Annotated in this window: 22 protein-coding genes and 1 pseudogene; 3 read left to right on the top strand and 20 right to left on the bottom strand. The window is 69.1% G+C overall.

Annotated elements, in window-relative coordinates; translation table 11 throughout:
- The first annotated feature begins 3 nt into the window (after nucleotides 1-3).
- Nucleotides 4-834, top strand: coding sequence for a GntR family transcriptional regulator (locus tag BN118_RS01270; RefSeq protein WP_010931598.1), 831 nt, complete (start codon nucleotides 4-6; stop codon nucleotides 832-834).
- 12 nt (nucleotides 835-846) lie between these two features.
- On the opposite strand, the gene BN118_RS01265 is transcribed toward BN118_RS01270, so the two are convergent.
- The 10 genes and pseudogenes from BN118_RS01265 to BN118_RS01220 all read right to left on the bottom strand — a co-directional run bounded on the left by BN118_RS01265 (nucleotide 847) and on the right by BN118_RS01220 (nucleotide 11,333).
- Entirely contained in the window at nucleotides 847-1,839 is a 993-nt protein-coding gene (locus tag BN118_RS01265) for a Bug family tripartite tricarboxylate transporter substrate binding protein (protein ID WP_010931599.1), read from the bottom strand.
- A gap of 180 nt (nucleotides 1,840-2,019) precedes the next feature.
- On the bottom strand, nucleotides 2,020-3,069 hold the full coding sequence (locus BN118_RS01260) for an ABC transporter substrate-binding protein (RefSeq protein WP_014905430.1): 1,050 nt from the start codon (nucleotides 3,067-3,069) through the stop codon (nucleotides 2,020-2,022).
- 53 nt (nucleotides 3,070-3,122) lie between these two features.
- Nucleotides 3,123-3,914 carry a GntR family transcriptional regulator gene (locus BN118_RS01255; RefSeq protein ID WP_003814799.1) on the bottom strand — a complete coding sequence of 264 codons (792 nt, stop codon included), beginning with the start codon at nucleotides 3,912-3,914 and terminating at the stop codon, nucleotides 3,123-3,125.
- A 61-nt stretch (nucleotides 3,915-3,975) separates the two neighbouring features.
- Complete coding sequence (locus BN118_RS01250) at nucleotides 3,976-4,773, bottom strand: ABC transporter permease (RefSeq protein WP_010931601.1); 798 nt, start codon at nucleotides 4,771-4,773, stop codon at nucleotides 3,976-3,978.
- The gene (locus BN118_RS01245) at nucleotides 4,770-5,822 is read right to left on the bottom strand and encodes an ABC transporter substrate-binding protein (protein WP_003814795.1); all 1,053 of its coding nucleotides are present in this window, start codon (nucleotides 5,820-5,822) and stop codon (nucleotides 4,770-4,772) included. Before BN118_RS01245 ends, BN118_RS01250 begins: the two co-directional genes overlap by 4 nt.
- 27 nt (nucleotides 5,823-5,849) lie before the next feature.
- Nucleotides 5,850-6,759: pseudogene (locus tag BN118_RS01240) on the bottom strand (ABC transporter ATP-binding protein).
- Nucleotides 6,760-7,345: 586 nt separating this feature from the next.
- A complete protein-coding gene (locus tag BN118_RS01235; RefSeq protein ID WP_010931604.1) occupies nucleotides 7,346-8,119 on the bottom strand; it encodes an enoyl-CoA hydratase/isomerase family protein in 774 nt (257 codons plus the stop codon).
- Between the two features lies 1 nt (nucleotide 8,120).
- A complete protein-coding gene (locus tag BN118_RS01230) occupies nucleotides 8,121-9,086 on the bottom strand; it encodes a Bug family tripartite tricarboxylate transporter substrate binding protein (RefSeq protein WP_010931605.1) in 966 nt (321 codons plus the stop codon).
- A 52-nt stretch (nucleotides 9,087-9,138) separates the two neighbouring features.
- Nucleotides 9,139-10,143 (bottom strand): NADPH:quinone oxidoreductase family protein, encoded by a 1,005-nt coding sequence (locus BN118_RS01225; RefSeq protein ID WP_010931606.1) that lies wholly within the window; start codon nucleotides 10,141-10,143, stop codon nucleotides 9,139-9,141.
- Nucleotides 10,140-11,333 carry a CaiB/BaiF CoA transferase family protein gene (locus tag BN118_RS01220; RefSeq protein ID WP_010931607.1) on the bottom strand — a complete coding sequence of 398 codons (1,194 nt, stop codon included), beginning with the start codon at nucleotides 11,331-11,333 and terminating at the stop codon, nucleotides 10,140-10,142. Before BN118_RS01220 ends, BN118_RS01225 begins: the two co-directional genes overlap by 4 nt.
- A gap of 290 nt (nucleotides 11,334-11,623) precedes the next feature.
- Here BN118_RS01220 and BN118_RS01215 point away from each other — a divergent pair, with 290 nt between their 5' ends.
- A complete protein-coding gene (locus BN118_RS01215; protein ID WP_014905429.1) occupies nucleotides 11,624-12,328 on the top strand; it encodes a TetR/AcrR family transcriptional regulator in 705 nt (234 codons plus the stop codon).
- Nucleotides 12,329-12,352: 24 nt separating this feature from the next.
- Here BN118_RS01215 and nudC read toward each other — a convergent pair whose 3' ends face one another.
- From nudC to BN118_RS01195, 4 genes are all read right to left on the bottom strand, one after another.
- Nucleotides 12,353-13,120 (bottom strand): NAD(+) diphosphatase, encoded by a 768-nt coding sequence (gene nudC / locus BN118_RS01210; RefSeq protein ID WP_014905428.1) that lies wholly within the window; start codon nucleotides 13,118-13,120, stop codon nucleotides 12,353-12,355.
- A gap of 80 nt (nucleotides 13,121-13,200) precedes the next feature.
- A complete protein-coding gene (locus BN118_RS01205; protein ID WP_003814776.1) occupies nucleotides 13,201-14,145 on the bottom strand; it encodes a PDR/VanB family oxidoreductase in 945 nt (314 codons plus the stop codon).
- Entirely contained in the window at nucleotides 14,142-15,446 is a 1,305-nt protein-coding gene (locus BN118_RS01200; protein WP_014905427.1) for an amidase, read from the bottom strand. Before BN118_RS01200 ends, BN118_RS01205 begins: the two co-directional genes overlap by 4 nt.
- Nucleotides 15,443-16,288 carry an MDR/zinc-dependent alcohol dehydrogenase-like family protein gene (locus tag BN118_RS01195; protein ID WP_010931612.1) on the bottom strand — a complete coding sequence of 282 codons (846 nt, stop codon included), beginning with the start codon at nucleotides 16,286-16,288 and terminating at the stop codon, nucleotides 15,443-15,445. Before BN118_RS01195 ends, BN118_RS01200 begins: the two co-directional genes overlap by 4 nt.
- A 68-nt stretch (nucleotides 16,289-16,356) precedes the next feature.
- Here BN118_RS01195 and BN118_RS01190 point away from each other — a divergent pair, with 68 nt between their 5' ends.
- Nucleotides 16,357-17,271, top strand: coding sequence for a LysR family transcriptional regulator (locus BN118_RS01190; protein WP_010931613.1), 915 nt, complete (start codon nucleotides 16,357-16,359; stop codon nucleotides 17,269-17,271).
- Between the two features lie 15 nt (nucleotides 17,272-17,286).
- On the opposite strand, the gene BN118_RS01185 is transcribed toward BN118_RS01190, so the two are convergent.
- The 6 genes from BN118_RS01185 to BN118_RS01160 are packed head-to-tail and all read right to left on the bottom strand — an operon-like array spanning nucleotide 17,287 to nucleotide 23,710.
- On the bottom strand, nucleotides 17,287-18,432 hold the full coding sequence (locus BN118_RS01185; RefSeq protein ID WP_003814767.1) for an ABC transporter substrate-binding protein: 1,146 nt from the start codon (nucleotides 18,430-18,432) through the stop codon (nucleotides 17,287-17,289).
- Entirely contained in the window at nucleotides 18,429-19,652 is a 1,224-nt protein-coding gene (locus BN118_RS01180; RefSeq protein ID WP_014905426.1) for a YlbE family protein, read from the bottom strand. Before BN118_RS01180 ends, BN118_RS01185 begins: the two co-directional genes overlap by 4 nt.
- Complete coding sequence (locus BN118_RS19345) at nucleotides 19,649-21,247, bottom strand: ATP-binding cassette domain-containing protein (RefSeq protein WP_014905425.1); 1,599 nt, start codon at nucleotides 21,245-21,247, stop codon at nucleotides 19,649-19,651. The genes BN118_RS01180 and BN118_RS19345 overlap by 4 nt, the downstream gene beginning before the upstream one ends.
- On the bottom strand, nucleotides 21,244-22,206 hold the full coding sequence (locus BN118_RS01170) for a branched-chain amino acid ABC transporter permease (RefSeq protein WP_010931615.1): 963 nt from the start codon (nucleotides 22,204-22,206) through the stop codon (nucleotides 21,244-21,246). Before BN118_RS01170 ends, BN118_RS19345 begins: the two co-directional genes overlap by 4 nt.
- On the bottom strand, nucleotides 22,203-23,072 hold the full coding sequence (locus tag BN118_RS01165) for a branched-chain amino acid ABC transporter permease (RefSeq protein WP_014905424.1): 870 nt from the start codon (nucleotides 23,070-23,072) through the stop codon (nucleotides 22,203-22,205). The genes BN118_RS01170 and BN118_RS01165 overlap by 4 nt, the downstream gene beginning before the upstream one ends.
- On the bottom strand, nucleotides 23,072-23,710 hold the full coding sequence (locus tag BN118_RS01160; protein WP_003814756.1) for a hypothetical protein: 639 nt from the start codon (nucleotides 23,708-23,710) through the stop codon (nucleotides 23,072-23,074). The genes BN118_RS01165 and BN118_RS01160 overlap by 1 nt, the downstream gene beginning before the upstream one ends.
- Nucleotides 23,711-23,758 lie beyond the last annotated feature (48 nt).

The raw sequence follows: 23,758 nt of genomic DNA, 5'->3' as shown, positions 1-23,758 counted from the left end.
TATGTGCTTATGAATACGAGTCTTCGACGTTCTACGCCGGCCGGCGGGCAGATCGTGGTGAATGCCGAGCGGCCCGCGGTGTTCGACCAGTTGCACCGCCCCAACTACAGCGGCATACCCAAGTACCGGCTGGTCCTGAATGCGATTGCCGAAGGCATCGAATCCGGGCACTGGAAGCCGGGCGAGCGCCTGCCCACCGAGGACGACCTGGTCCAGATGACCTCCTACAGCCTGGGGACGGTGCAGCGCGCCCTGCGCATCCTGGTCGACCAGGGGCTGGTGGTGCGCGAGCATGGCCTGGGCACCTTCGTCGCGCAGCAGCTGCTGCGCATCCAGGATCCCTGGCATTGCCGCTTCCTGGCCGATGACGGCGTCGGTTTCCTGCCGGTCTACTCCACCATCATCAGCCGCGACTACGCCAGCGGCGAGGGCGAATGGCAGCGTTATTTCGATACCGCGGCCGGCGCGCAGGTGATCCTGATCGAGCGCACCATCAACGTCGGCAACGAGTTCGAGGTGTTCACGCGCTTCTATGTCGACCGCAACGTTTTCCCGTCGCTGTGGGATACGCCGATGGAGAAGCTCAACGGCCTGAACTTCAAGAAGCAGATCACGCAGGAACTGAACGTCCCGGTCACCAAGATCGACCACTTCGTCGCGATGGAGCCGTTCGACCCCACCGTGGCGGGCTACACCAAGACGCCGCCCTACGCGGCGGGCATCGCCCTGCAGGTGGTGGCCTGCATGGGGCAGGAACGCTGCATCTACTACCAGAAGTTCTTCATCCCGCCGACCAAGCGGGTGCTCAGCATCCCCGACCAGCTGACCGACTGAGCGCCGGCGCGCTCAGTCCATCTGTATCCCGCTCTTGCGCTGCACGGTCTCGTAGCGCGCCTTCTCGTCGGCAAGGAACCGGACGAACTCGGGCGTGGTGTTGCCGATCGGCTCCACGCCCTGCTCGGCCAGCTGGGCCTTGATGGCATCGCGGTGCACCGACGCGTGGATCAGCGCCGCGAGCCTGTCCCCGACGGCCGCGGGCGTATTGCCGGGCACATAGACGCCGAACCAGTTGGTGTAGCGGTAGTCCGCCACGCCCAGCTCCTCGGCCACGGTGGGTACGTCCGGCAAGGCGGCGATGCGCTGGCTGCCGGTGACCGCGAGAATCCTCAGCTTGCCGCTCTTGTGGTGCGCCACCAGCGGCGGGACGCCGACGATGGCCACCGGGATCTGGTTGCCCAGCAGGTCGGCGATGGCGGGCGCCGCGCCCCGGTACGGGACGTGCAGCATCTTGATGCCGGCCGCGAGGTTCAGGGCCTCGCCGGCGAACTGCATGGTGCTGCCGGTGCCCGGCGTGCCGTAGGAGATGGCGGACGGGTCTTTCCTGGCCAGCGCGACCAGTTCGGCCAGCGTGCGGGCCGGCACCGCCGGGTTGACCACGACGGCCAGCGGCGTTTCGCCGGCCAATGTGACCGGCTGCAGGTCTTTGCCGGCGTCGTACGAGGTTTTCTGGCCGGCGATGCGGCTGACCAGGACTTCGGCGGGCGAGGCGAACAGCACGGTGTTGCCGTCGGCGGTGCTTTGCACCACGGCCTGCGCGCCTATGGTGCCGGCCGCGCCGGTGCGGTTTTCCACGATGAAGTTCTGTCCGGTCTGCTTGCTCAGGTCCGACGCGATCAGCCGGGCGGCGAAGTCGACGCCGCCGCCGGCGGGGTAGGGCACGATCAGCCGGACCGGACGGTCGGGCCAGGTTTCGGCGGCGTGCAGTGGCGCGGCGGCGGCGATGCCGGCCAGGCCGAGGACGGCGAGGGCACGCCGCAGGTGCAGGGAAATGGATCGCATGGTGATATATACCTATATAGGATGAATGGGGTGCCTGCCCCCCTGGGGACAGATACCGTCTTGGCCGTCAACCGTTCATGGCGTAGAGCGGTGTGCCTGTCCCAGTGGGGACAGGCACACCTCGCCGCGGATGTCAGCTCCCGTCCGGGGACGGGCACCGCCACCGAGGGCGGGCCTCGGCTATTGCCCGGGTTGCGTGGCCAGGTACTGGCGCACGTACGAGGCGTCGATCGATGCGGCGACGGTTTCCCGGGAGATGGCTTGCGGGATGGTGCCGGCCTCGGCCAGGATCTGCGTGGCAGTATGCAGCTTGGCGACGATGCCCTTGTCGGACACCAGCGAATAGGGCGATTCGGGGTCGGCCTGCTGCCTGAAGGTGGGGAAATTCCCGCAGCACAGGCGCTCGTAGGTTGCCTTGGCGACGGCCGGCGAGACCTTCAGGTATTTCTCCAGCACGTCGATGGCCAGTTGCGGGTTGTCGGCCACCATTCGTTGCGCCTCGGCCGAGATCTGCACCAGCTTCAGGCCGACGTCGGGGTGCTCCTGCAGGAACTTGGTGCGCGCGCCCGTCATCACGGGGCAGATCCCGTCGTAGTCGGTGTCGTAGTTGACGATCTTGTAGCCGCGCTCGGCCACCGACTGCAGGTAGGGCGCCCAGGTCACGCCGGCGTCGATGGAGTTGCTGGTGAAGGCATTGGCGTACAGCGGCGGGGCAATGTTGACGACGTTCAGCTCCTTCATGGCGATGCCCGCCTTGCGCGCCATCAGGCCCAGCGCCACCTGGGCGCAGGTGCCCGACGGCGTGCCGATGGCCTTGGCCTTCTTCAGGTCGCGGTAGCTGTCGATACCCGAGTCCTTCGAGACCACCAGGCCCTGTCCCGGCGCGTCGTCGAGCTGCCAGAACAGCAGCTTGACGGGCAGGTTCTGGCCCAGCGCGAACGCCGAGGCCAGGCCGGTGGTGAAGACATCCAGGCTTTCGCTCTTGAGGCCGGCCAGCAGGGGGGCGCCCGAGGCGAACCAGAAGAAGTTGGGCTCCAGGCCATGTTTCTCGAACAGGCCGTGGTCCTTGGCGACGTACAGGGTGTAGTAGTCGGCCGTCGGCGCGCCGTAGTTGATCTTCAGCGGCTTGGGCGGATCGGCTGCCAGGCTGGCGGCGCTGCCCGCGGCCAGGACGGCGGTCGCGGCGGCCTTGGTGAGGAAAGCGGTGTGTCGGCCTTGCTTCGATGTCATGCTTGTCTCCGCCCGTCTCGGGGCTCTGTCTGCAATGAGGGGGCGCCCCGGGTTCAGCGCCCGTGGACCCGGGGCCGTTGTTCGGGCAGCTGCAGCGCCCGGCCGGTCTCGGGGATGTAGAACTCCTGGTAGTAGATGCACGCGTCGCGGCCGGCGCGGGCGACGGCCTGCATGAACAGCACCGTGGCTTCGGGCGCGACGCCGATCAGCCGCGCAGCCTGCGCATCGATGCGCCGGATGCGCACGCTGCGGTCGATCTCGGTGATCGGCAGGCCGACCTGCCGCATGATGATGTCCTTGAAATTGGCGCCGTCCAGCTCTTCGAGCGGTACATGCCACAGCGGCTGCAGCAGCTCGCGGTCGGCGTAGAAGCGGCTGAATATCCGGAACTCGTCGTTGACGTTGATGATGCGGTCCAATCGCATGACGCTGCCGCTGTGCAGGTAGCGTTGCCAGGGGCCGGTCTCGGACGGCGTGACCACGGCGCGCTGCACCGCCTTCGAATAGATGGGCACGATGCCGTCGGATTCGTCGTCGAGGAAGCGGCAGTGCCAGGGGTCGGCCATCTGCCGTTGCTGGTCGGCGACGAAGTTGCCGTGCCCCTGCATGCGGATCACCAATCCCTCGTCGGTCAGCGCGCGCAGGGCGCGCTGCACCGTGCCCAGGCTGAACGGCGTCATCTCGGTGAGCTGCTCCTCGGCTGGCAGCCGGTCGCCCGGCTGCCAGACGCCGCGCCTGATGGCTTCCACCAGGATGTTGGACAGGCGGCGATACTTGGGTATGCCGCTGTTGTCCGGCCGGGCCAACTGGCCGAAGATTTCGCTGCGAATGGCGTCCGTATCCATGGCCTTGCTGCTCCTTGTCATGGCGTCACAACACAGTGGGTATGCCGGGCAATGCGCGCGGTCACCTCCCTTTCCAGTGCACGATCTTTTCCTCGGCGACGGTCAGCATCACGTTGAGCACCAGGCCGATCAGGCCGATCAGCGCAATGCCGATGAACACCACCGGAATCTGGAACAGCTGCGCCGCGTCCGAGATCATGAAACCCAGTCCTTTCTGCGCGCCCACCAGTTCGGCGGCCACCACCACCGCCCAGCTCAGGGCCATGGCCACCTTCAGCCCGGTGAAGATATGGGGAATCGACGACGGGAACACCACGCGCCAGAAGATCTGCAGCCTGGTCATGCCGATGGACTCGGCAGCCCGGTAGTACGACATGGGCACCGACAGGGCGCCCGCCTGGGCGCTGACGAACGAGTAGTTGAAGGCGGTGAAGACGATCAGCACCACCTTGCCCATCTCGCCCAGGCCGAAATACAGCACCGCCATGGGAATGAAGGCGATCGGCGGAATCGGGCGGATGAACGCCATGATGGGCGACATCATGGCGCCGACGGCCTTGTGGTAGCCGCTGAACAGCCCGAACGGCACGCCCGCCAGCACGCCGATCGCGAATCCGACCAGGGCGCAGAACAGGCTGGCGCCGACGTGGTCCCAGAGCGGCTTGCCGCCGTAGCCCTGCTCGACCAGGGTGACGAGCTGGGCGAACATGGCCTGCGGACTGGGCAGGTAGCCCGGCCCCACGAGGCCCAGGTTGGTGACCAGGGTCCAGATGGCCAGCAGCCCGACGACCGAGGCCACCGAGAAAACTGTGGGGGAAATGGCCGGCTGGCGGCCTTCCACGGCAACGCGCTCGCTCATTTGCGCTCTCCTTTCATGTAGCGTTGAATCGCGCTCGGATCGATCGCCTCTGCGATGGCCTGCGGCGTCAGGGGCGCGGGAATGGTGCCCACTTCGGCCAGCGCCTGGCTGGCGATCAGCAGCTTGCGCGCCAGGCCCGCGTCCTTGGCGGCCAGCGAATAGGGCGAGGCGGGATCGATCTGCTGCGCGTAGGTCGGGATGCGCGAAAACTCGCGGTCGTAGATGTGCTTGGCCACTTCGCGCGAGACCGACAGGTACTTCATCAGCACGCCGATGCCCAGCTCGGGGTCCTTGCGGATCATGTCCATGGCCTTGGCCTGCACCTGCACGAGTTTCAGGCCGATGTCCGGATGCTGCTGCATGAACTCGGTGCGCACGCCGGTCAGGCCGGGGCACACGCCCTGGTCCGGCGTGTAGTCGCTGGCCCAGTTCACCACCGGCAGCTGGTCGGCGTTGAGAATGCTGGAGTAGGGCGACCATGCCACCGCGGCCTGGATCGACTTGCTCTTGAAAGCATTGCCGTACAGCGGCGGCGCGATATTGATGATGTTGAGGTCCGAATACTTGAGATTCAGTTCCTTGGCCATCAGCACCAGCGAAACCTGGGCGCAGGTGCCCGAGGGCGCGCCGATCGCCTTGGCCTTGGCGATGTCCTTGTAGCTCTTGATGCCGGCGGCCGGGTCGACCACCAGGCCTTCGGCCGCGGCGTGGTCCAGCTCCCAGTAGATCAGCTTCAGGGGTACGTTCTGCCCCAGCGCGAACACGGTGGCCAGGCCGGTCGTGATCACGTCCAGGCTCTTGCTCTTCAAGCCGGCCAGCAAGGGGGCGCCGGACGGGAAGAAGTAGAAGTTGGGCTCCAGGCCCACTTCCTCGAACAGCTTCTGGTCCTTGGCGACGTACAGGGCGTAGTAGTCCGCCGTGGGGGCGCCCCAGTTGAACTTGAGCAGTTCCTTCTTGGCGGGGGAAGCGGTCTGCGCGGCGCCGGGCGCGGGCAGGCAGAGCAGGGCGGCGGACAGCAGGGACGCCGCCAGGCGTAGACAGGATTGCATGGTCGTACTCCTTCTGCGGGGGGGAAGTCAGGCGGCCTTGGCCATGGGAGGACGGTTCTTGTTGGCGTGCACTTCTTCCTGCACGGCGTGCAGCAGGTCGCGCTGCAGGCTGATGAACTCGGGCGTGGAGAGGAAGTCGGCGTTGCGCGGCTTGTCGGCGTCGACATTGACCGCCAGCTTGATCCGTCCCGGGCGATGGCTCATGACCAGCACCCGGTCGGCCACGAAGATGGCTTCGGATACGTCGTGGGTGATGAAGAAAATCGTGGGCTTGTGCTCCTGCCACAGCTGCAGCAGCAGTTCCTGCATCAGGATGCGGGTCTGGTAGTCCAGCGCGCCGAAGGGCTCGTCCAGCAGCAGCACCTTCGGTTCCGAGATCAGCGCGCGGGCGATCTGCACGCGTTGCTGCATCCCGCCCGACAGTTGATAGGGGTAATGTTTCTCGAAGCCCGACAGGCCGACTTCGCGCAGCAGCATCTGGGCGCGCGGCTCGTAGGTGTCCTTGGGGACGCCGCGGCACTTCACGCCCAGCGTGATGTTTTCCATGACCGTCAGCCACGGGAACAGCGAAGGCTGCTGGAACACCACCGCCCGGTCGGGGCCGGGGCCGTCGATGGGCTTGCCGTCGATGAGCAGCGAGCCGGTGCTGGTCTGTTCGAAGCCCGCGATCAGGTTGAGCGTGGAGGACTTGCCGCAACCGGTGGGGCCGAGCACCGTGACGATCTCGGCGGCCTTGATGTCCACGTCCATGCGGTCCAGCGCCAGCGTCCGGTTGCCCGAGCGGCCCCGGCCGCCATACGTCTTGCTGACGCCCTGGAACGAGATCTTGACCTGGTTGTCCTGGCTGGCGCCTGGCCTGGCCTGGCCTGGGCGGAGCGCCGGACTTGCCGGGTTCCGTGCATGGCAAGGGCGTGAAGGTGTTTACTTGAGCATTCATAGGGTCGTCCTTGATGACGCCGAAGCGAGCGGGGTTGTCCGGGTGCTACTCTAGTCCTATATAGTTTAGTGCCGGCATACACTATGCTCCTATATAGTATTTACCCGAAGAAACGGGCCAGCACGCCCTGCCGCGGATGTCGGTCCCGTGCGGGGAAAGATGCCGTCTTGGCCGGCCAGCGTTCATGGCGTACGGCGGCGTGCCTGTCCCGGCGGGGACAGGCACACCCTGCCGCGGATGTCGGGTCCCGTGCGGGGAAAGATGCCGTCTTGGCCGGCCAGCGTTCATGGCGTACGGCGGTGTGCCTGTCCCGGCGGGGACAGGCACACCCTGCCGCGGATGTCGGGTCCCGTGCAGGGAGACATACCGTCTTGGCCGGCCAGCGTCCATGGCGTACGGCGGCGTGCCTGTCCCGGCGGGGACAGGCACACCCTGCCGAGGATGTCGGGTCCCGTGCGGGGAAAGATGCCGTCCTGGCCGGCCAGCGTTCATGGCGTACGGCGGTGTGCCTGTCCCGGCGGGGACAGGCACACTCTGCCGCGGATGTCAGTCCCCATGCCGGGACGGACACCCGCGCATCGAGGGGCTATCGGCCCTGGAAGCGCGGCTTGCGCTTTTCCACGAAGGCGCGCGCGCCTTCCAGCCTGTCTTCGCTGTTGTAGGGGTCGGGGCCGACCGACAGCCGCAGGGCCGCCGCGGTGGGCAGGCCGATGCTCTTGAACGCCATGGCCTTCATGCGCTGCACCGACAGCGGGGCGTTGTCGGCGATGCGGCGCGCCAGGCCGGCGGTCTGCGCCATCAGCTCGGCCGGCTCGAACACGTGGTTGACCAGCCCCAACCGGTGCGCCAGCGCCATGTCGATCAGCTCGCCGGTATAAAGCAGTTCCAGCGCCACGCCGCGCGGTATCAGCTGGGGCAGCACCACGCTGCCGAAATTGGCGCCCATGCCGACCCGGGCTTCCGGCAGGCCGATGCGCGCGGTGGACGCGGCCACGCGGATGTCGCAGGCCAGGGCCAGCTCGCACCCGCCGCCGGCGGCCACGCCATTGATGGCCGCGATGGTCGGCGTGGCCATTTCCAGCACGACCTCGTTGAGATTGCGTGCCAGGCCGCCCATGGGATGGGTCATGCGGCCGGCCGCGTCCAGCTCCTTGAGGTCCACGCCGGCCGAGAAGGCGCGCTCGCCCGCGCCGGTATAGACCACCACCTTGACGCCAGGGTCCTGGTCCAGTTCGAGCGAGACCTCGACCAGTTGCGCGAAGGTGGCGCGGGCCAGCGCGTTCATGCGCTGCGGCCGGTTGATGGTGACCCAGGCCACCTGGTCGGCCACGCGTACCTCGATGTCGTCCGCCCGCGCCATGTCAGTTGGCCGGCTGCATGTTGGCGCGGCGCATGACGTCGAGCCAGGTCTTGCGCTCGCTCTCGGCGAAGGCGGCGAACTGCGCGGCGGTCAGCGTGCTGGGCGTGACGCTGAGCGCGGCCATGCGCTTTTTCGCTTTCGGGCGCGCCGAGGCTTCGCGCATGGCCTGGTTGATGGCGTCCACGACCTCGGGGCGGGTGTCCCTGGGCGCCCACACGGCATACCAGGCGGTCACGTCGAAGCCGGGCATGCCCATCTCGGCGATGCTGGGCACGTCGGGCAGTTCCGGCATGCGCTCCTTGGTCGAGACGGCCAGCGCCCGCAGCTTGTCGGCGCGGATCTGCGACATCACGCTCGCCGCGGTGGAATAGAGCAGGTCCACATGGCCGCCCATGACATTGGTCAGCGCGGGAGCGGTGCCGCTGAACGGGACGTGGGTCATGTTCAGCTTGCCCTGCACGGCGACCCGCTCGCCGGTCAGGTGGGGCAGCGAGCCCTGGGCGCCGGAGGCGAAGGTGAGATTGCGCGTCCTGGCGGCCTCGAGCACGTCCTTGAAGGTCTTGTACGGCGAGTTCTCGCCCGTCACCACGATGATGGGCGCCGACCCCAGCACGCCGACCGGGCGGAAGCCCTCCATGGGCCGGAACGGCAGGTTCTTGAACATGCCTTCGTACATGACGTGCTGCGACGTGTTGGCCAGCAGCGTATAGCCGTCGCCCTTGCTGGTGGCCACGAAGCGCGCGCCGATGGTGCCGGCGGCGCCGGGCTTTTGCTCGACCACGATGGGCTGGCCCAGGATGGCCGCCACGTCGTCGATGATCAGCCGCGCGAAGGTTTCCGTCGTGCCGCCTGCCTGGTAGGGCGAGACCAGCGTGATCGGCCGGCTGGGGTACTTGTCCTGCGCGTGGACGGCGGGGGCGGCGGCCAGCATGGCGGCCGCGCCCATCAGGGCGATGCGTTTGAACATGTTTGTCTCCTCTGGTTTTGTCGATGCCGCGGCGGGCGGGCGGCCGCGGGCGCTATTGCTGCGGTTGCATGACGATCCTGCCGATCGCTTCGCGGGAGGCGATCATGCGCAGTGCGGTGCGGAAGTCCGCCAGGGGCACGACCGCGTGCGCGCGCGGCCGGATCCTGCCCTGGCGGGTCCATTCGAAGAGCCGGGCGTAGGCGGCCCGCAACCGGGCGTCGTTGCCGGGCCTGACCGGGTGGCGTCCCCAGCCGAAGTAGTAGCCCCAATACACGCCCAGGATGCTGATGTTCTTCACCAGCACGATGTTGGCCGGCACGGTCGGGATGGCGCCGCTGGCGAACCCCATCGGGATGATGCGTCCGTCCGGCGCGATGCACCGCAGCGAGGCGTCGAAGGTCTCGCCGCCGACCGGGTCGTAGATGACGTCGGCGCCGCGCTGTCCCGTCAGGCGCAGCACTTCGGCGCGCCAGTCCTGCGTGCGGTAGTTGATGGCGTGGTCGGCGCCATGCTCGCGCACGATGGCCTGCTTGGCGTCCGAGCCCACCGTGGAGATGACGGTGGCGCCCAGCGCCTTGGCCACTTCCACCGCGGCCAGCCCGCTGCCGCCGGCCGCCCCATGCACCAGCACGACCTCGCCGGGCTCGACCTGGGCGCGCCATTGCAGGGCCCCGTAGGCCGTGCCGTAGATGGTGGGGAACTGGGCGCCGGTCTCGAACGGCACGTCGGCGGGCAGCTCGAACACCGTGGCCTCGGGGGCCACCACTTCCTGGGCGTAGCAGCCGGATTGCACGCCGGCGATCACCCGGTCGCCGACGCGAAAGCGCGTGGCGCCCGCGCCGAGTTCGGTGACCACGCCGGCGACCTCGGTGCCCGGTATCAGGGGCAGCGGCGCGCGGTTCTGGTGCTTGCCCTCCATCACCAGCAGGCTGGCGAAGCTGGCGCTGCACGCCTGCACCTGGATGCGCACCGCGCCCGGCGCGAGCGCCGGCGCCGGCACCTCTTCGTACGCGGCGACGTCCGGGCCGCCATACTCCCTGCACACGACTGCCTTCATGATTCGTATCCTCGTGCCGCGCCGCTGGCGAACATCGCCTGCGTCTGTTCCTCGCTGAAGCCGGCTTCCCGCAATATCTCCAGGTTGTGCTCGCCCAGCCGCGGCGCGGGCCGGGTCGGCGCCGGCTGGGTGGCCGACCAGGTGCTGGCGCACGCCATGCTGCGTATCGGCCCTTCGGTCGGGTGCTCCACCGTCTGGAAGAAGCCAGCCTGCGCCAGATGGGGGTGCGCGGTGAGCGACGCCACGCTCTCGATCCGCGCCACCGGGATATCGGCCGCTTCCAGATGCGCCACCCAGGCGTCGGTGTCGCGCGTGGCCATGATTGCCGAGACGATGGCGTACAGGGCTTCCAGATTGCGGGTGCGCTGGGCCATGGTGCCGAAGCGGTCATCGTCCATGACTTCGGGGCGGCCGACCGCGCGGAAGAATTCGCGCCACTGCCGGTCGGTCAGCACCATCATGCAGAGAAAGCCGTCGCGGGTCTGGAACGGCCGCCGTATGGACGCGTAGCGGTCGAATACCGGCGGGCCGATCGGCGGCTCGAAGCTGAGGCCGGCCATATGGTCGGCCAGCACCAGCGAGGCGATCGACTCGAACATCGGGACTTCGATGTGCTGGCCGGCGCCCGTGCGGGCGCGGTGGTACAGCGCGCCCAGCACCGCGTTGGCCGCCAGGATGCCGGTGACCCGGTCGGCCAGGGCGATGGGGGCGTAGCGCGCCGGATCGCCGTCGGCGCGCAGCGACGCGATGCCCGCGGCGGCCTGGATCAGATCGTCATAGGCCGGCTTGTCGGCATGGGTTCCCGCGCTGCCGTAGCCGACGATGTTCAGGTACACCAGCGCGGGGTTGAGCGCGGCGATATCCGCATAGGCCAGCCCCAGGCGCGCCATGGCCTTGGGGCGGGTATTGCAGACGAATACGTCGGCCGCGCCGGCCAGGCGCCTGAACGCGTCGCGTCCGCCTTCCAGATTGAGGTCCAGCATGATGCTGCGCTTGCTGCGGTTGGTGTGCAGGAACATGGCGCCCATGCCGCGATGCCGGGCCGGGCCCAGGTCGCGGATGCTGTCGCCCTCGGGCGGCTCGATCTTGATCACCTCGGCGCCCATGTCCCCCAGGATCTGGGTGGCCACCGGGCCCGACAGCGCCGCCGTCATGTCCAGCACCCGTACGCCGCTCAACGGTCCGTCCATTCCTCTGCCCCTCTCCGGTTGCCTGAGCCGGTTTCGGCCTGGGTAAAATCAACATACTACTTAGTATTCTAGTTCCGGGTATTTTTGGCAAGAGCGTTGGCGGGTTTCAGTCCTGTGAAAAATTAATATTTAAATTCAAATAGTTAAAACAAAAATCGATGGAAGCGAGTACGTCATCTAATGGTTATCGATAGGTCATGATGGTTAGATGATACTTGGTAGTATTCTGATAGAATGGAATCGGGGAAGGATCGGCGCGTCCCGGCCCGGCGATAGTTTGCCGCTATACTGTGCACCCGGTCCGGACCACCCTACCTGCAGACGCCGTGCTCCTTACCCCCGAACTCGAAAATTGGGTGGGCATCGACTATGACGACATGCCCGCCGTCCAACGCAAGCTGCTGGATGCGGCGGCCAAGGCGTTCACCACCTACGGGTTCGCCGCGACATCGATCGATGTGATCGCCAGCCAGATCGGCGCCACCAAGGGCAGCGTCTACTACCACTATCGCAGCAAGACCGACCTGTTCTTCGCGGTCCACAAGTGCGCGATGGTCATGAACCTGAAGGCCCAGGTGCCGGTCGCCTTCGATGCCTCGCTGGATCCGCGCGCCAAGCTGTATCGCATGGCGTACCTGCACGCCATGCTGATGATGGATTCGCTCTACTACCAGCGCGTGACGGTGCAGGGCGTGGAGTTGCACCAGTCCGTCAGCACCACGCCCATGGAGCGCGAGGCGCTCGCCGAGGTCATCGCCATGCGCGATGTTTACGAAGGCCTGTTCAGCCAGGTGGTGCGCGACGGCATGGCCAGCGGGCACTTCGCCGAGGCCGACCATTCGATCGCCGCCAAGGGCATCCTGGGCATTCTCAACTGGATTACCGTCTGGTACCGGCCGCGCGAGACCGAAAGCCCGGGTTTCCGGCAGCGCGTCGCCACGCAGCTGGCCACCCAGGCCATCCAGGGCATCGCTCGCGCCGATACGCGCGGTTGAGGCCGGCGCCGCCGGCGGCCGCGCTCAGTCGGACGCCATGCCGGGGGGCAGGTTGGCCCGCACCAGCCGGCCGGCGATGGACTCGCGCATGGGGATGTCCGGCAAGGGCTCGCCCGGGCCGAACCAGCGCGCCTCGGTGATCTCGTCTTCCTGGACGCGCAGGTCGCCGCCCGCGTATTCGGCCGTGAAGGCAATCATCAGCGAATGGGGGAAAGGCCAGGACTGGCTGCCGAAATAGCGCAGGTCGCGCACGCGCAGGCCGACTTCCTCCTCCACCTCGCGGTGCACCGCGTCCTCGATGCTTTCGCCGGCTTCGACGAAGCCGGCCAGCGCCGTATAGCGGGCCGTGGCGTAGCGCGCATGGCGAGCCAGCAGGATGTGCTCGCCGCGCTTGATCAGCACCATCATGGCCGGCGAGACGCGGGGGTAGGCGTGCAGCCCGCACGCGGGGCATTGCAGGCACAGCTCGTGCCGGGCATGTTGCATGGGGGTGGCGCAGACGCCGCAGTAGCGATGGGTGCGCACCCATTCGGCGATCTGGAAGGCCCGGCCGGCCAGCGGCGCCCGCTCGCCCAGCTCGGACAGCAGCGCGCGCAGCTTGCGGAAGGCATAGCCGGGCGGCGCGACGGTATCGCGCGCCACGTGCGTGGTGCGCAGCTGCGGGTCGTGCGTCAGCCAGATCTGTTGCATCAGCTCGAAGCGCACGCCCACCTGCGCACAGGTATCGCCGTCGGGCAGGTCCACACCGCTTTCGCGCACCAGCAGCTCATCGCCGCGGAAGATGAAAATCACGAAACACCTCGTTCATGCAGGCCCGGGCGCTGGAGCGCGCAGCCGCCGTGCGCGCTAGTTTACAGGGCTGCGCGATCGGCTCACAGGTCCAGCGTGAGGCTGGCGCCGCAGGCGCGCGAGACGCATACGCACACCGCGTCGCCGGCCTCGCGCTCGCGCGGCGACAGGTAGTGGTCGCGGTGGTCCGGCTTGCCCTCCAGCACCGGGGTCAGGCACATGCCGCATTCGCCGCGCCGGCAGTCGTAGAGGGGTTCGACGCCCGCCTGCAGCAAGGCGTCGAGCATGGTCTGGCCGGCCGGCACGCTCACGGTGATGCCGGACTGGCGCAGCACCAGGTCGAAGGGCTGGTCGCCGCGCAGGGCCAGGGCGCCCTGGAACAGTTCGTAGTGCACGCTGGCGGGCGGCCAGCCCGCCGCGGCCGCGCCGTCCACGGTATCGGCGATCAGTGCGCGCGGGCCGCACACATACAGGTGGCGGCCCGGCGCCGGCGCGGCCAGGATGTTCGGCAGCGCCTCGTGCAGCGGCGCGCCGTCGTCGTGGTACAGGCGGCAGGCAGCGCCCATGGCCGCGGCTTCCTCGGCGAACGCCATGGCGGCGCGGGCGCGGCCGGCGTAATGCAGCGTGAACGCGGCGCCGGCGCCGCGCAGATGGCGCGCCATGCTGAGAATGGGGGTGATGCCGATGCCGCCGGCGATCAGCACGTGCTCGGCGGCGTCGGCCGCCAGCGCGAAGGCATTGACGGGCGCCTCGGCCTCGATCCGGTCGCCGGGGGCCAGCCGGTGCATCCAGGCCGACCCCGCCGCGGGCTCGCGGCATTGCACGGCGATCTCGTAGCTGGCGGTGGCCGAGCCGTCGCCCAGCAGCGAATATTCGCGCCGCGCGGGCGTGCCGTCGGGCAGCACGACATGCACGCTCAGGTGGGCGCCGGGGGTGTAGGCGGGCAGGGCGGCGCCGTCGGGCGCGGCCAGCTCGAAGTGGCGGATTTCGGCGGTCAGGGGAGTGACGGCACGGACGACGAGTTTCATTGTGGGGCTCCTGTCGGATGGAACACGCGGTGCAGGGCGGCGGCGACGGCCAGCAGGCGGCGTTCGTCGCCCGGCCGGCCGATCAGTTGCACGCCGATGGGCATGCCATGGGGGCCGGCCAGGCCGGGAACGTTGACGCAGGGCAGGCCCAGCAGGGTCCAGACGCGGCTGAAGATGGGGTCGCCGGTGCGCGCCAGGCCTGGCGGCGCCTCGCCGGGGGCGGCCGGAGCGATCACGGCGTCCAGGTCGCGCATGGCGTGCTCGAGATGGGCGCGGCCGCGCGCGGCCAGCGCAAGCGCTTGCGCATAGGACTGCGCGTCGCAGCCCAGGCCGGCTTCGATCAGGGCCTGCATGGCCGGGCTCAGCCGGGCGCGCGCGTCGCGCCATTCGGCGGCCAGGCTGCGCGCGGCTTCGTAGGCCATGATGGTCTGCTGGGCCTGCATCAGGCCTTGCAGCGCATCGGGCAGCACCAGCGGGGCGAGCTGCGCGCCGGCCGCCGTGCACAGGACTTGCGCATGCGCGAACGCCTGGGCGCCGTCGGGTTCGATGGCATGCCATTCGTGCGTGAGGCAGATGCCTAGGCGCAGCGCGGCCGGCCGCGCGGCCGGCAGCGGCCGGTAGTCCTCGCCGGCCAGCGCGCAGCGCATCAGTTCCAGGTCGCCGGCGTCGCGCGCCAGCCAACCCAGCGTATCGAGCGAGGGCGCCATGGCCTTGGCGCCGGCCAGGCTGTGCAGTCCGTGCGTGGGCTTGAGGGCGAACACCCCGCAATAGGAGGCGGGCCGGATCAGCGACCCGGCCGTCTGCGAGCCGAAGGCCAGCGGCACCATCCCGGCCGCCACCGCGGCGGCCGAGCCGCTGGACGAATCGCCGGGGGTGCGCGAGGGATCGCGCGGGTTGGCGGTGGGGCCGGGCGTGAAATAGGCGAACTCGGTGGTGACTGTCTTGCCCAGCACCAGCGCGCCGGCGGCGCGCGCGCGTGCCACGCAATCGGCGTCGGTGCCGGCGATGCCATGCTCGTAGATCGGCGAGCCATAGCGGGTGGGAAACTGCTCGGTCAGGAAGATGTCCTTGACCGCGATGGGTACGCCGGCCAGCAGCCCGCGCGCGGCGTGCGTATCCAGGCGGCGCGCCTGCGCGCGGGCGGCGTCGACGTCGAGCTCGCGCCAGGCGCGCACCACCGGTTCGTGGGCGCGGATCGCCGCCAGGCAGGGCTCCAGCAGTTCGGCGCTGGCGTGGCCGTCGAGAACGGCCGCGCGGGTGGTATGCGCCGACAGCGGCGGCGCGCGATGCAGGGATGTCATGGAAGGGCTTCCTGGCTGGTGGAAAGGGAGAGCGGGCGCAGCGGCAGCAGCGCCGCGATGCGCGGCCAGTGCGGCGGCAGCGCGCGGCAGGCGCGTTGCAGCGCCGGCGCGTCGCGCACGAGGTCCCAGCCGGCGGCGGCCAGGCTGGTCTGCCGGCGCAGCAATTGCGCGGCGCCGATGGGCGGGCCGGCCGGGCCGTCGTGCATGTCCAGCGCCAGCATGCGCGCGCGGCGCCGTGCGCAGGGCAGCGAGGCGACGGCGTAACGGCCCGCGCCGGGGTCGAAGACCAGGTCGGCGCCGCCGTGCTCGCGCGCCAGCTCGGGCCACGGGTCGCCGTACAGCACGCCTTCGGCCGCGCCTGCCCGCAAGGCGGCGGCTATGCCGCCGGCGGTGCGCGCGGCTGCGATCACGCTGGCGTCGGCCTGGCGCGCCAGCACGGTGGCCAGCAGGCCCAGCGGCGTATCGGCTTCGTGCACCAGCACCTGCTGTCCAGCCCGCAGGCCGCCGATCTCCACCAGCGCGATCCATGCGCTGGGCCAGAGCACGGCCAGCAGCAAGGCCGATTGCTCGTCCAGTCCGTCGGCCACGGTCCAGGCCTGGCCGGCATCGATCTCGATATCGGCGCCGGGCGCGGCCGCCTGCGTGGCCAGCGCCGCGACGCGCCGGCCCGGGCCGGCGCTGCCGATGAACGCAACGCCGGGCAGCCGCAGCCCGCCGGCATCGCCCAGGCACGCCTGGACGCGCACGCGCAGGCGCGGCGATGGCATCGGGGCAATACCAATAGTCATGGCCGCGCTTCCTCTATACCTTGTGGCAAACAAATTTTCCGGAACGCGCCGCATGACGGCAGCCGGAAATCCAACGGGGAAGAAACGTGGCTTCGACTGCTTCGCACACGTAGGACACGGCATTGCGCGCGCCCGATTTTTCGTTGCGGCAGTTGTCGTATTTCCTGGCGGCCGCCGAATGCGAGTCCGTGCAGCAGGCTGCGCAGGCATTGCATGTGTCGGCGCCCGCGGTATCGACCGCTATCGCGCATCTCGAAGCCCTGCTGGGCGTACAGCTGTTTCGCCGCCGCCATGCGCGCGGGCTGATCCTCACCGAGCAGGGCAGCGCCTTCGCCGTGCAGTGCTGCGGCATCCTCCAGGAAGCCTGGGGGCTGGGCAGCCTGCAAGGGCGCGGCGAACTGCACGGGCAGGTGCGCGTCGGCTGCCTCACCACCTTTGCGCCGTTCGTGATTCCCCCCTTGCTCACGCGCGTGCAACAGCATCTGCCCGGCGTGCGCCTGGCCTGGTTCGAGGGCCACCACGAGTACCTGCTGGAGGGCCTGCGCACGGGCACGCTCGACATCGCGGTGCTGTACGACTTCGAGATCCCGTCCGGCATCAAGCTGGTGGCCTTGCGCGCCGCGCCGCTGCAGGTGGTGCTGCCCGCGTCCCATGCGCTGGCGGCCAAGGAAACGCTGGCCACCAGCGACCTCAACACCGAGCCGCTGATCCTGCTCGACCTGCCGCGCACGCGCGAATACATGCTGACGGCCTTCAGCTCCAACGGCGCGATTCCGCGCATTGCCCATTCGGTGCTGTCGATCAATATGCTGCTGGGCATGGTGGCGGCCGGCCATGGCTTCTCGCTCCTGAATTTCTGTCCGCCCAATGCCCTGCCGGGCATGGGCGGCATCGTGTCGCGCGCATTCGAATCGCATGTGCGTCAACCCAATATCGTGGCGGCGTATTCGTTCCGCTATCACTATCCGCGCGCCGCCGCCGCGATCGTGGAGCACATCTCGGAGCTGGTCGACGAACTCGTCATCCAGGCCCACTGAGCCGGCGGCCGGCGCTCAGGGCGCCGCGGCCAGTTCGAACGCGCCGTTGCTGACCGTGAGCATGCGCACGCTTTCCGCCTTGGCGCCGAAGTGGTCTTCGGGGCCGTAGGCGTAGATGGCGGTCACGCCCACGTAGCGCTCGCCTTTCTCCAGCTGCGCGCGCAGCGCCGCCGGGTCGCTGCCGGCCGCGCGCATGGCCTGCAGCAGCAGGTTGGCCGAGTCGTAGCCATTGCCCGAGAACGTGGCCGGCGGCTTGCCGTATTTCTTGGTGTAGGCGGCCACGAACGATTGCAGCCCGGCCTTCTGCGCGTCATCGGACGGCAACGACCCGGCGACGTACAGCTTGGACGATGGCAGCAGGATGTCGTTGGCGGCTTCCCCGGCCAGCCGCAGGTAGTTGAAGTCGTTGGCGGCGTGGGTAAGGTAAAGCGGCGTATCGATGGCCAGCGCGCGATGGTTGCGGGTGGCGATGGCCAGGCCGGGGCCGGTGGCCCAGATCACGATGGCCTGGGCCGGGCTGCCGCGCAGCTTGGTCAACTGCGGCGTCATGTCGGTATCGGCGTGGCCGAAGGTCTCGGTGGCCACCACCTGCACGCCGTATTGGGCCGCCAGGCGGTTGAGCGTATCGCGGCCGTTGGTGCCGAACGCGACGTCCGAGTGCAGCATCGCCACTTTGGTGATGTGGCGCGCCTGCATGTCGCGCAGCATCACTGTCTGCACGATCTCGTCGGTCAGCGGCGCGATGAAGGTATAGCGCCGCTTCTCGGGCGGCAGCACGATGCCGCGGCTGGCGCCGTTGGCGATCATCGGCACCTTGGCGCGCTCGATGACGTCGGCCACGGCGAAATTGGAGCCCGAGCTTACCGGGCCGATGACGGCGGACACCTTTTCCTGCGACAGCAGCCGGCGCGCGCCGGAGACGGTCTTGGTGTTGTCGCTTTCGCTGTTGACGTTGACCAGCACGATCTTGCGGCCCTGTATGCCGCCCGCGGCGTTGGCCTGGTCGATGGCCAGCTGGGCGCCTTCCAGCGTGGGCTGCCCCAGCGAGGCGATGGCGCCCGAGGTTTCGAGCAGCGCGCCGATCTTGATGTCCTGGCCCAGCGCGACGTGCGCGGGGCCGGCGGCCAGCGCCGCGACCGCCATGATTTTCCACAGTTTCATCGTGATTCCCCTTGTTGGTGCTGCGCCATGAATTCGAGTGCGTGAGCGAACAGGCCGGGGTCGGCCGTCCAGATACCGCCGCCGATGCGCCCGGCCGTGCCCAGGCTGTCGAGCATGCCCAGCGCCACCACCGGCGCCTTGCCGGTGGCGGCGACGGCGCGCGCGGCCAGCCCCATGCGGGGATGGCTGCGTTCGAATGCGGGGTGGGCCGGGCCGAGCAGGGCGGCGCCCAGCGCGGCGGCCGGCTCGGGCATGTAGGCGCCCAGGGCCTGTTGCTGCGCCGGTGAATGCGCCATCGCCATGGCGCCCAGGCCCAGGGCCTCGACCACGGCGCTGTCGCCGATGGCCGGCAAGGGCTGCGCGCCGGACAGGCCAGGCTCCAGCGCGCCGCGCGGCGCGCCGCAACGCCGGCTGAACCAGCGTCCCGGCAGCGCGGCCAGCTGGATGCCGGCCTCGCGTCCATTGCCGCCCATCGCGGTCACCAGGCTGCTGCCGGCCATGCCTTCGGCCGCCGACAGCATGCATTTGGACGCGGCCATCCAGAGGTTGAGGAAAAAGCCCGGCGATTGCGCCAGGTAGTCCGCCACCGCGCCGTCCTCGGGCGCATGGCCGAGCGCGCGCAGGCTGGCCGCCAGCGCCTGCGTGCCGGCCAGGGTGCGTCCATGGCAGTCGTCGCCCGCGGCCAGGGCCTGGTCGGCCAGTTCGACCAGGTCGATGCCGGCCTCGCAGCCGGCCCTCAGCTGCTCGGCAAAGGGCCCGTTGAGCCAGCGCAGGTGTTCGGCCACTTCCGTCTCCGGGCGGCCCAGCCGGATCGGCCATCGGTTGCCGCCGTTGAGCACGGCATGGCAGGGCGCGGCGCGGCCCGCCGCGTCGCGCACCACCTGCACGTGCTGGCTGGGCGACAGGATGGCCGCCAGCGGCACGACGCAGCGGTGGTCCTGCGCCGGCGCCAGCCGGATGGCGCCGGTGCGCACGCCGTACAGCGCGTCGGCCCGGTCGACGGCCCAGCCTTCGTACAGCGCCGCGTTGACGATGGAGTTGAGCATCGGCCACGGGATCTCGCCGTCGCCGGGCAAGGGCGGGCCGGCGTGCAGCAGCGTGCGCTGCGGGTACGCGAAGGCCTCGCGCGCCGGCAGCAGCCCCGCCAGCACGGGGCGCATCGCCGTCACGGCGCGCCAGGCGGCCGCGTCGCGCGGATCGAGGGTGTCGGGGGAATTCATGCCTGCCTCCGGGTCGGGGTGTCGGCGCCTTCCCAGCCCAGGAAGGCCTCGCCGATGTCGCTGCGCGCCAGCAGGCTGGCGCTGGTGTCCTGCGCCACCAGCCGGCCGTTGACCAGCACATAGCCGCGGTCGGACACTTGCAGCGCGGCGCGCGCGTTCTGTTCGATCAGCAGCACCGTCAGGCCGCGCTCGGTCAGGCGCGGCAGCGATTCGAGGATTTCGCGCGCGATCTGCGGCGCCAGGCCGAACGACGGCTCGTCCAGCATCAGCAGCTGCGGGCGGCTCATGAGCGCGCGTCCGATCGCCAGCATCTGGCCCTCGCCGCCGGACAGCGTGCCGGCCTGCTGGTGCATGCGCTCGGCCAGGCGCGGAAACAGCGCGGTGATTTCCTCCATGACCTGGTTCATCGCCGCCACGGTCTCGCGCCGCGGCGCCAGCAGCTGCATGACGCCGCCGCGGCGCACGCAGGCGTAGTGGCCCATCATCAGGTTCTCCCGCACCGTGAGGCTGGGAAACAGCGAGCGCCCCTCCGGCGCCAGCGCGATGCCGGCGCCGGTGCGGGCCTCGGCCGGCACGCTGGCCAGGTCCGCGCCGCGAAAGGCGATCCGGCCCGCCTGCGGGCGCAGCAGTCCGGCCACCGCCTTGAGCAGGGTCGACTTGCCGGCGCCGTTGGCGCCGATCAGCGACACGATCTCGCCCTGGCGTACCTGCAGCGATACATCGGACAGCGCCTGCAGCGCGCCATAGCGCACCGACAGCCGGTCGATCTCCAGCACCGTGGCGGCCTCGGCGTTGGCGGCCTCGGGGCGCAGGCCCGGGCGGATCTCCGTGTTGCCGAGGTAGGCGGCGATGACGGCGGGATCGGCGCGTACCGCCGCCGCTTCGCCCTGCGCCAGGATGCGGCCATGGTTCAGGACCACGATGCGGTCGGCCAGCCGGCCCACGAAGGCGAGATTATGCTCGACGAAAACTACCGTGGCGCCGTTGGCGCGGATCTGCTCGATCGCGCCCGCCAGCATGTCCTTCTCGACGCTGTTCAGGCCCGCGCCGGGCTCGTCCAGGTACAGCAGCCGCGCGCCCGAGGCCAGGGCGCGCGCGGCGGCCAGCAGTCGTTGCTGGCCGGCCGTCAGCTGGGCGGCCGAGGTATCGGCCAGCGCCGCCATGCCGATCGTCTTCAGATGCATCATGGCCTGCTCGGACAGCGTCTGCGCCGTGCCCGTCTTCCAGCCCAGGCCGGCCAGCCCGGCCAGAAAGCCGCTGCCGCTGCGCCGCACGCCGGCGGCCATGACGTTCTCGCGCACCGTCAGCGCGGTCAGGATCTCGGCGGCCTGGAAAGTGCGCGCCAGGCCGCGCACGTTCACCTCGTGAGCGGGCAGGCCGGTCACGTCCTCGTTCTCGAAACAGACCTTGCCCTGGCCGGGCGCAAGCGCGCCCGAGACGATGTTCAGCAGGGTCGACTTGCCGGCGCCGTTGGGGCCGATCAGGGCTAGGATTTCGCCGCGGCGGACCTGGAACGACACATCGTCCAGGGCCTGCAGCCCGCCGAACCGGATACCCACGCGCTGGACGTCCAGCATGATTGCGGAGCTATTCATAGGACATTGGCCTTGATGACGGGCGCCTTGGCGCGGTTGGCCCGGCGGGCGAGCAGGTGGCGCAGCGCGTTGCCCAGCCTTTGCACCGGGAACAGCATGGTCAGGATCAGCAGCAGGCCGTACAGGATGACGTCCAGGTGGCCGAACGATTTCATGCCCTCGCTGACCAGCACCACGAAGAACACGCCGACCAGCGTGCGCCAGGTGCCGGTGAAGCCGCTCAGGGCCACGATCAGCAGCAGCTTGATCGACAGCGCCACGTTGAACGGATCCGGACTGATGTAGCCCGTCCAGAATGTGTAGAGGCCCCCCGACAGTCCGGCCAGCGCCCCGCTGGCCATCATGATGAGCTGCTTGACGCGCGCCGGCGCGATGCCGATGGAACCGGCCACCAGCTCGCTTTCGCCCACCACGCGCAGGGCCAGCCCGAAGGGCGAGCGGATCAGGTTGTCGGCCAGGATCAGCGCGACGATGACGGCCAGCCAGCCCAGCACGAAAAAGGCCGGGTCCGAGGCCAGTTCCAGGCTGCCCACCTTGAGCACGCCCGCCACGCTGATGCCGTCGGGGCCGCCGGTGACGTCGTGCCATTCGACCAGCACGGTGTGGACGATCATGCCCAGCGCCAGCGTCGCCATGGCCAGGTGGTGGCCGCGCAGCCGGAACACCAGCTTGCCCACCGCCCATGCTGCCGCGCACGCCAGCGCCGCGGCGAACAGCACGGCCAGCCATGGATCCATGTCCCAGCGCTGCGAGGCGATGGCCGCGGCGTAGGCGCCTATGCCCACGAAGGCGGCGTGTCCCAGCGAGATCTGTCCGCAATGCCCGACCAGCAGCGACAGGCCGATGGCCGGCAGCGCATAGATCGCACAGACGACGAACAGGTTGATCAGATAGGCGTTGCCGGTGGAGTAGACCGCGGCCAGCAGGGCCAGCGTGAGCACCAGTGGAAGTTTCTTCATCGCTTCACCTTGTCGAATTCGCCGAACAGTCCGCCGGGGCGCACCAGCAGGAAGGCCAGCAGCAGGACGAACGCGATGGCGTTCTTGAACCCCGAACTGATGTAGCCGGCCGAGAAGGCCTCCAGCAGCCCCAGCAGCAGGCCGCCGGCGGCCGCGCCCACCGGGTTGCCGAAGCCGCCCATGATGCAGGCGACGAAGCCCTTGATGCCCAGCGCCGCGCCGCTGTCGTACTGCATCAGCGCGATGGGCGCGATGATGATGCCGGCGATGGCGCCGACCGCGCCCGACAGGAAGAAGCCCAGGCCGCGCATCACCGACGAGGGAATGCCCATCAGCGCCGCGGCCTGCGGATTCATCGCACAGGCGCGGAAGCTGCGGCCCAGGTACGTGCGGGTGAGAAAGACGTACAGCACCGCCATCAGCACCACGCTGGTGCCCAGCACCCAGAATGCCTGGGGCTGCATCGACACGCCGTACACGCTGATCGGCGTCGAGCCGGAGAAGGCGGGCAGCGACTGGGCGTCGGTGCCCCAGGTCACCACGGCGAGTCCCTGCAGTACCACGCTGATGCCTATGGTGATGATGATGCCGCGGATCGCGTGGCTGCCCACCGGGCGCAGCGCAAAGCGCTCCAGCACCACGCCCAGCGCGCCGACCAGCAGCACGCAGGCGACCACGGCCAGCGGCAGGGGAACGCCGGCCGCCAGCATCGAGGCGGTTGCCAGCGCGCCCAGCATCGAGACCTCGCCCTGCGCGAAATTGACGATGTTGGTCACGTTGTAGACGGCGGTAAAGCCGATGGCGACCAGGCCGTAGATGCAGCCCACCACCAGGCCCGAGACGAGGTACTGCAGGAACTCGGTCATCATGTGGTCCTTTTGTCGGTGCCGTCGGACGGCGTCTCCATCCACGATTCCGAGAACGCCAGGAATGCGGAGCTCTTCTTGCCGCCGTCGAAGTTGCGTGTGGTGACGCGGCCGCGCAGCGGCTTGCCGTTGAGGGTGATGCTGGCGTCGGTCGCGTCGATGAACAGGCTGTACATCTCATGGCGGCCGGTGGGTCCTTTCTCGGGCGGCATGTCCACCGCGTAGGGCTCGGTCAGGCCGTCCCAGGTCAGCACCACTTCGATATCGCGCGAGCGCAGGATCTCCTGGTAGCGCGATCGCGTATCGCCGGCCGAGCGCGCCTCGGTCAGCGGCAGGTAGCTGATCGCCTCGGTGCCGGCCGAGACGCGGAACGAATTGAAGCGCGCGAAGAACTCCTTCATCAGATAGCGCGCCAGCGGCTCGTTGTCGGTGATGCAGACATTGCAGGCCTGCGGCAGGGTCGCGGCGATATCGGGCTGCTCCAGCAACAGCACGCCGCGGCCCATGCCATAGGGCGAATAATTGATGTGGAAATACGTCGCCAGGCCGGTCCATGGACCGTCGTCCTGCTCCTTCAGGTAGATGCCGGGGTTGTCGCCGGTCCATGCCACTTTGCCGGGATGTACGGGTGAGCTCATCTTGGGTGTCCTGTAGTGGGTGACGAAGGGATGCGAGGGCCGCCGTGG

This window comes from Bordetella pertussis 18323 (genome assembly GCF_000306945.1).
Lineage (GTDB): Bacteria > Pseudomonadota > Gammaproteobacteria > Burkholderiales > Burkholderiaceae_B > Bordetella > Bordetella pertussis.
The sequence above is the reverse complement of the archived record's forward strand: the minus strand, read 5'-3'. Positions and strand labels throughout refer to the sequence as shown.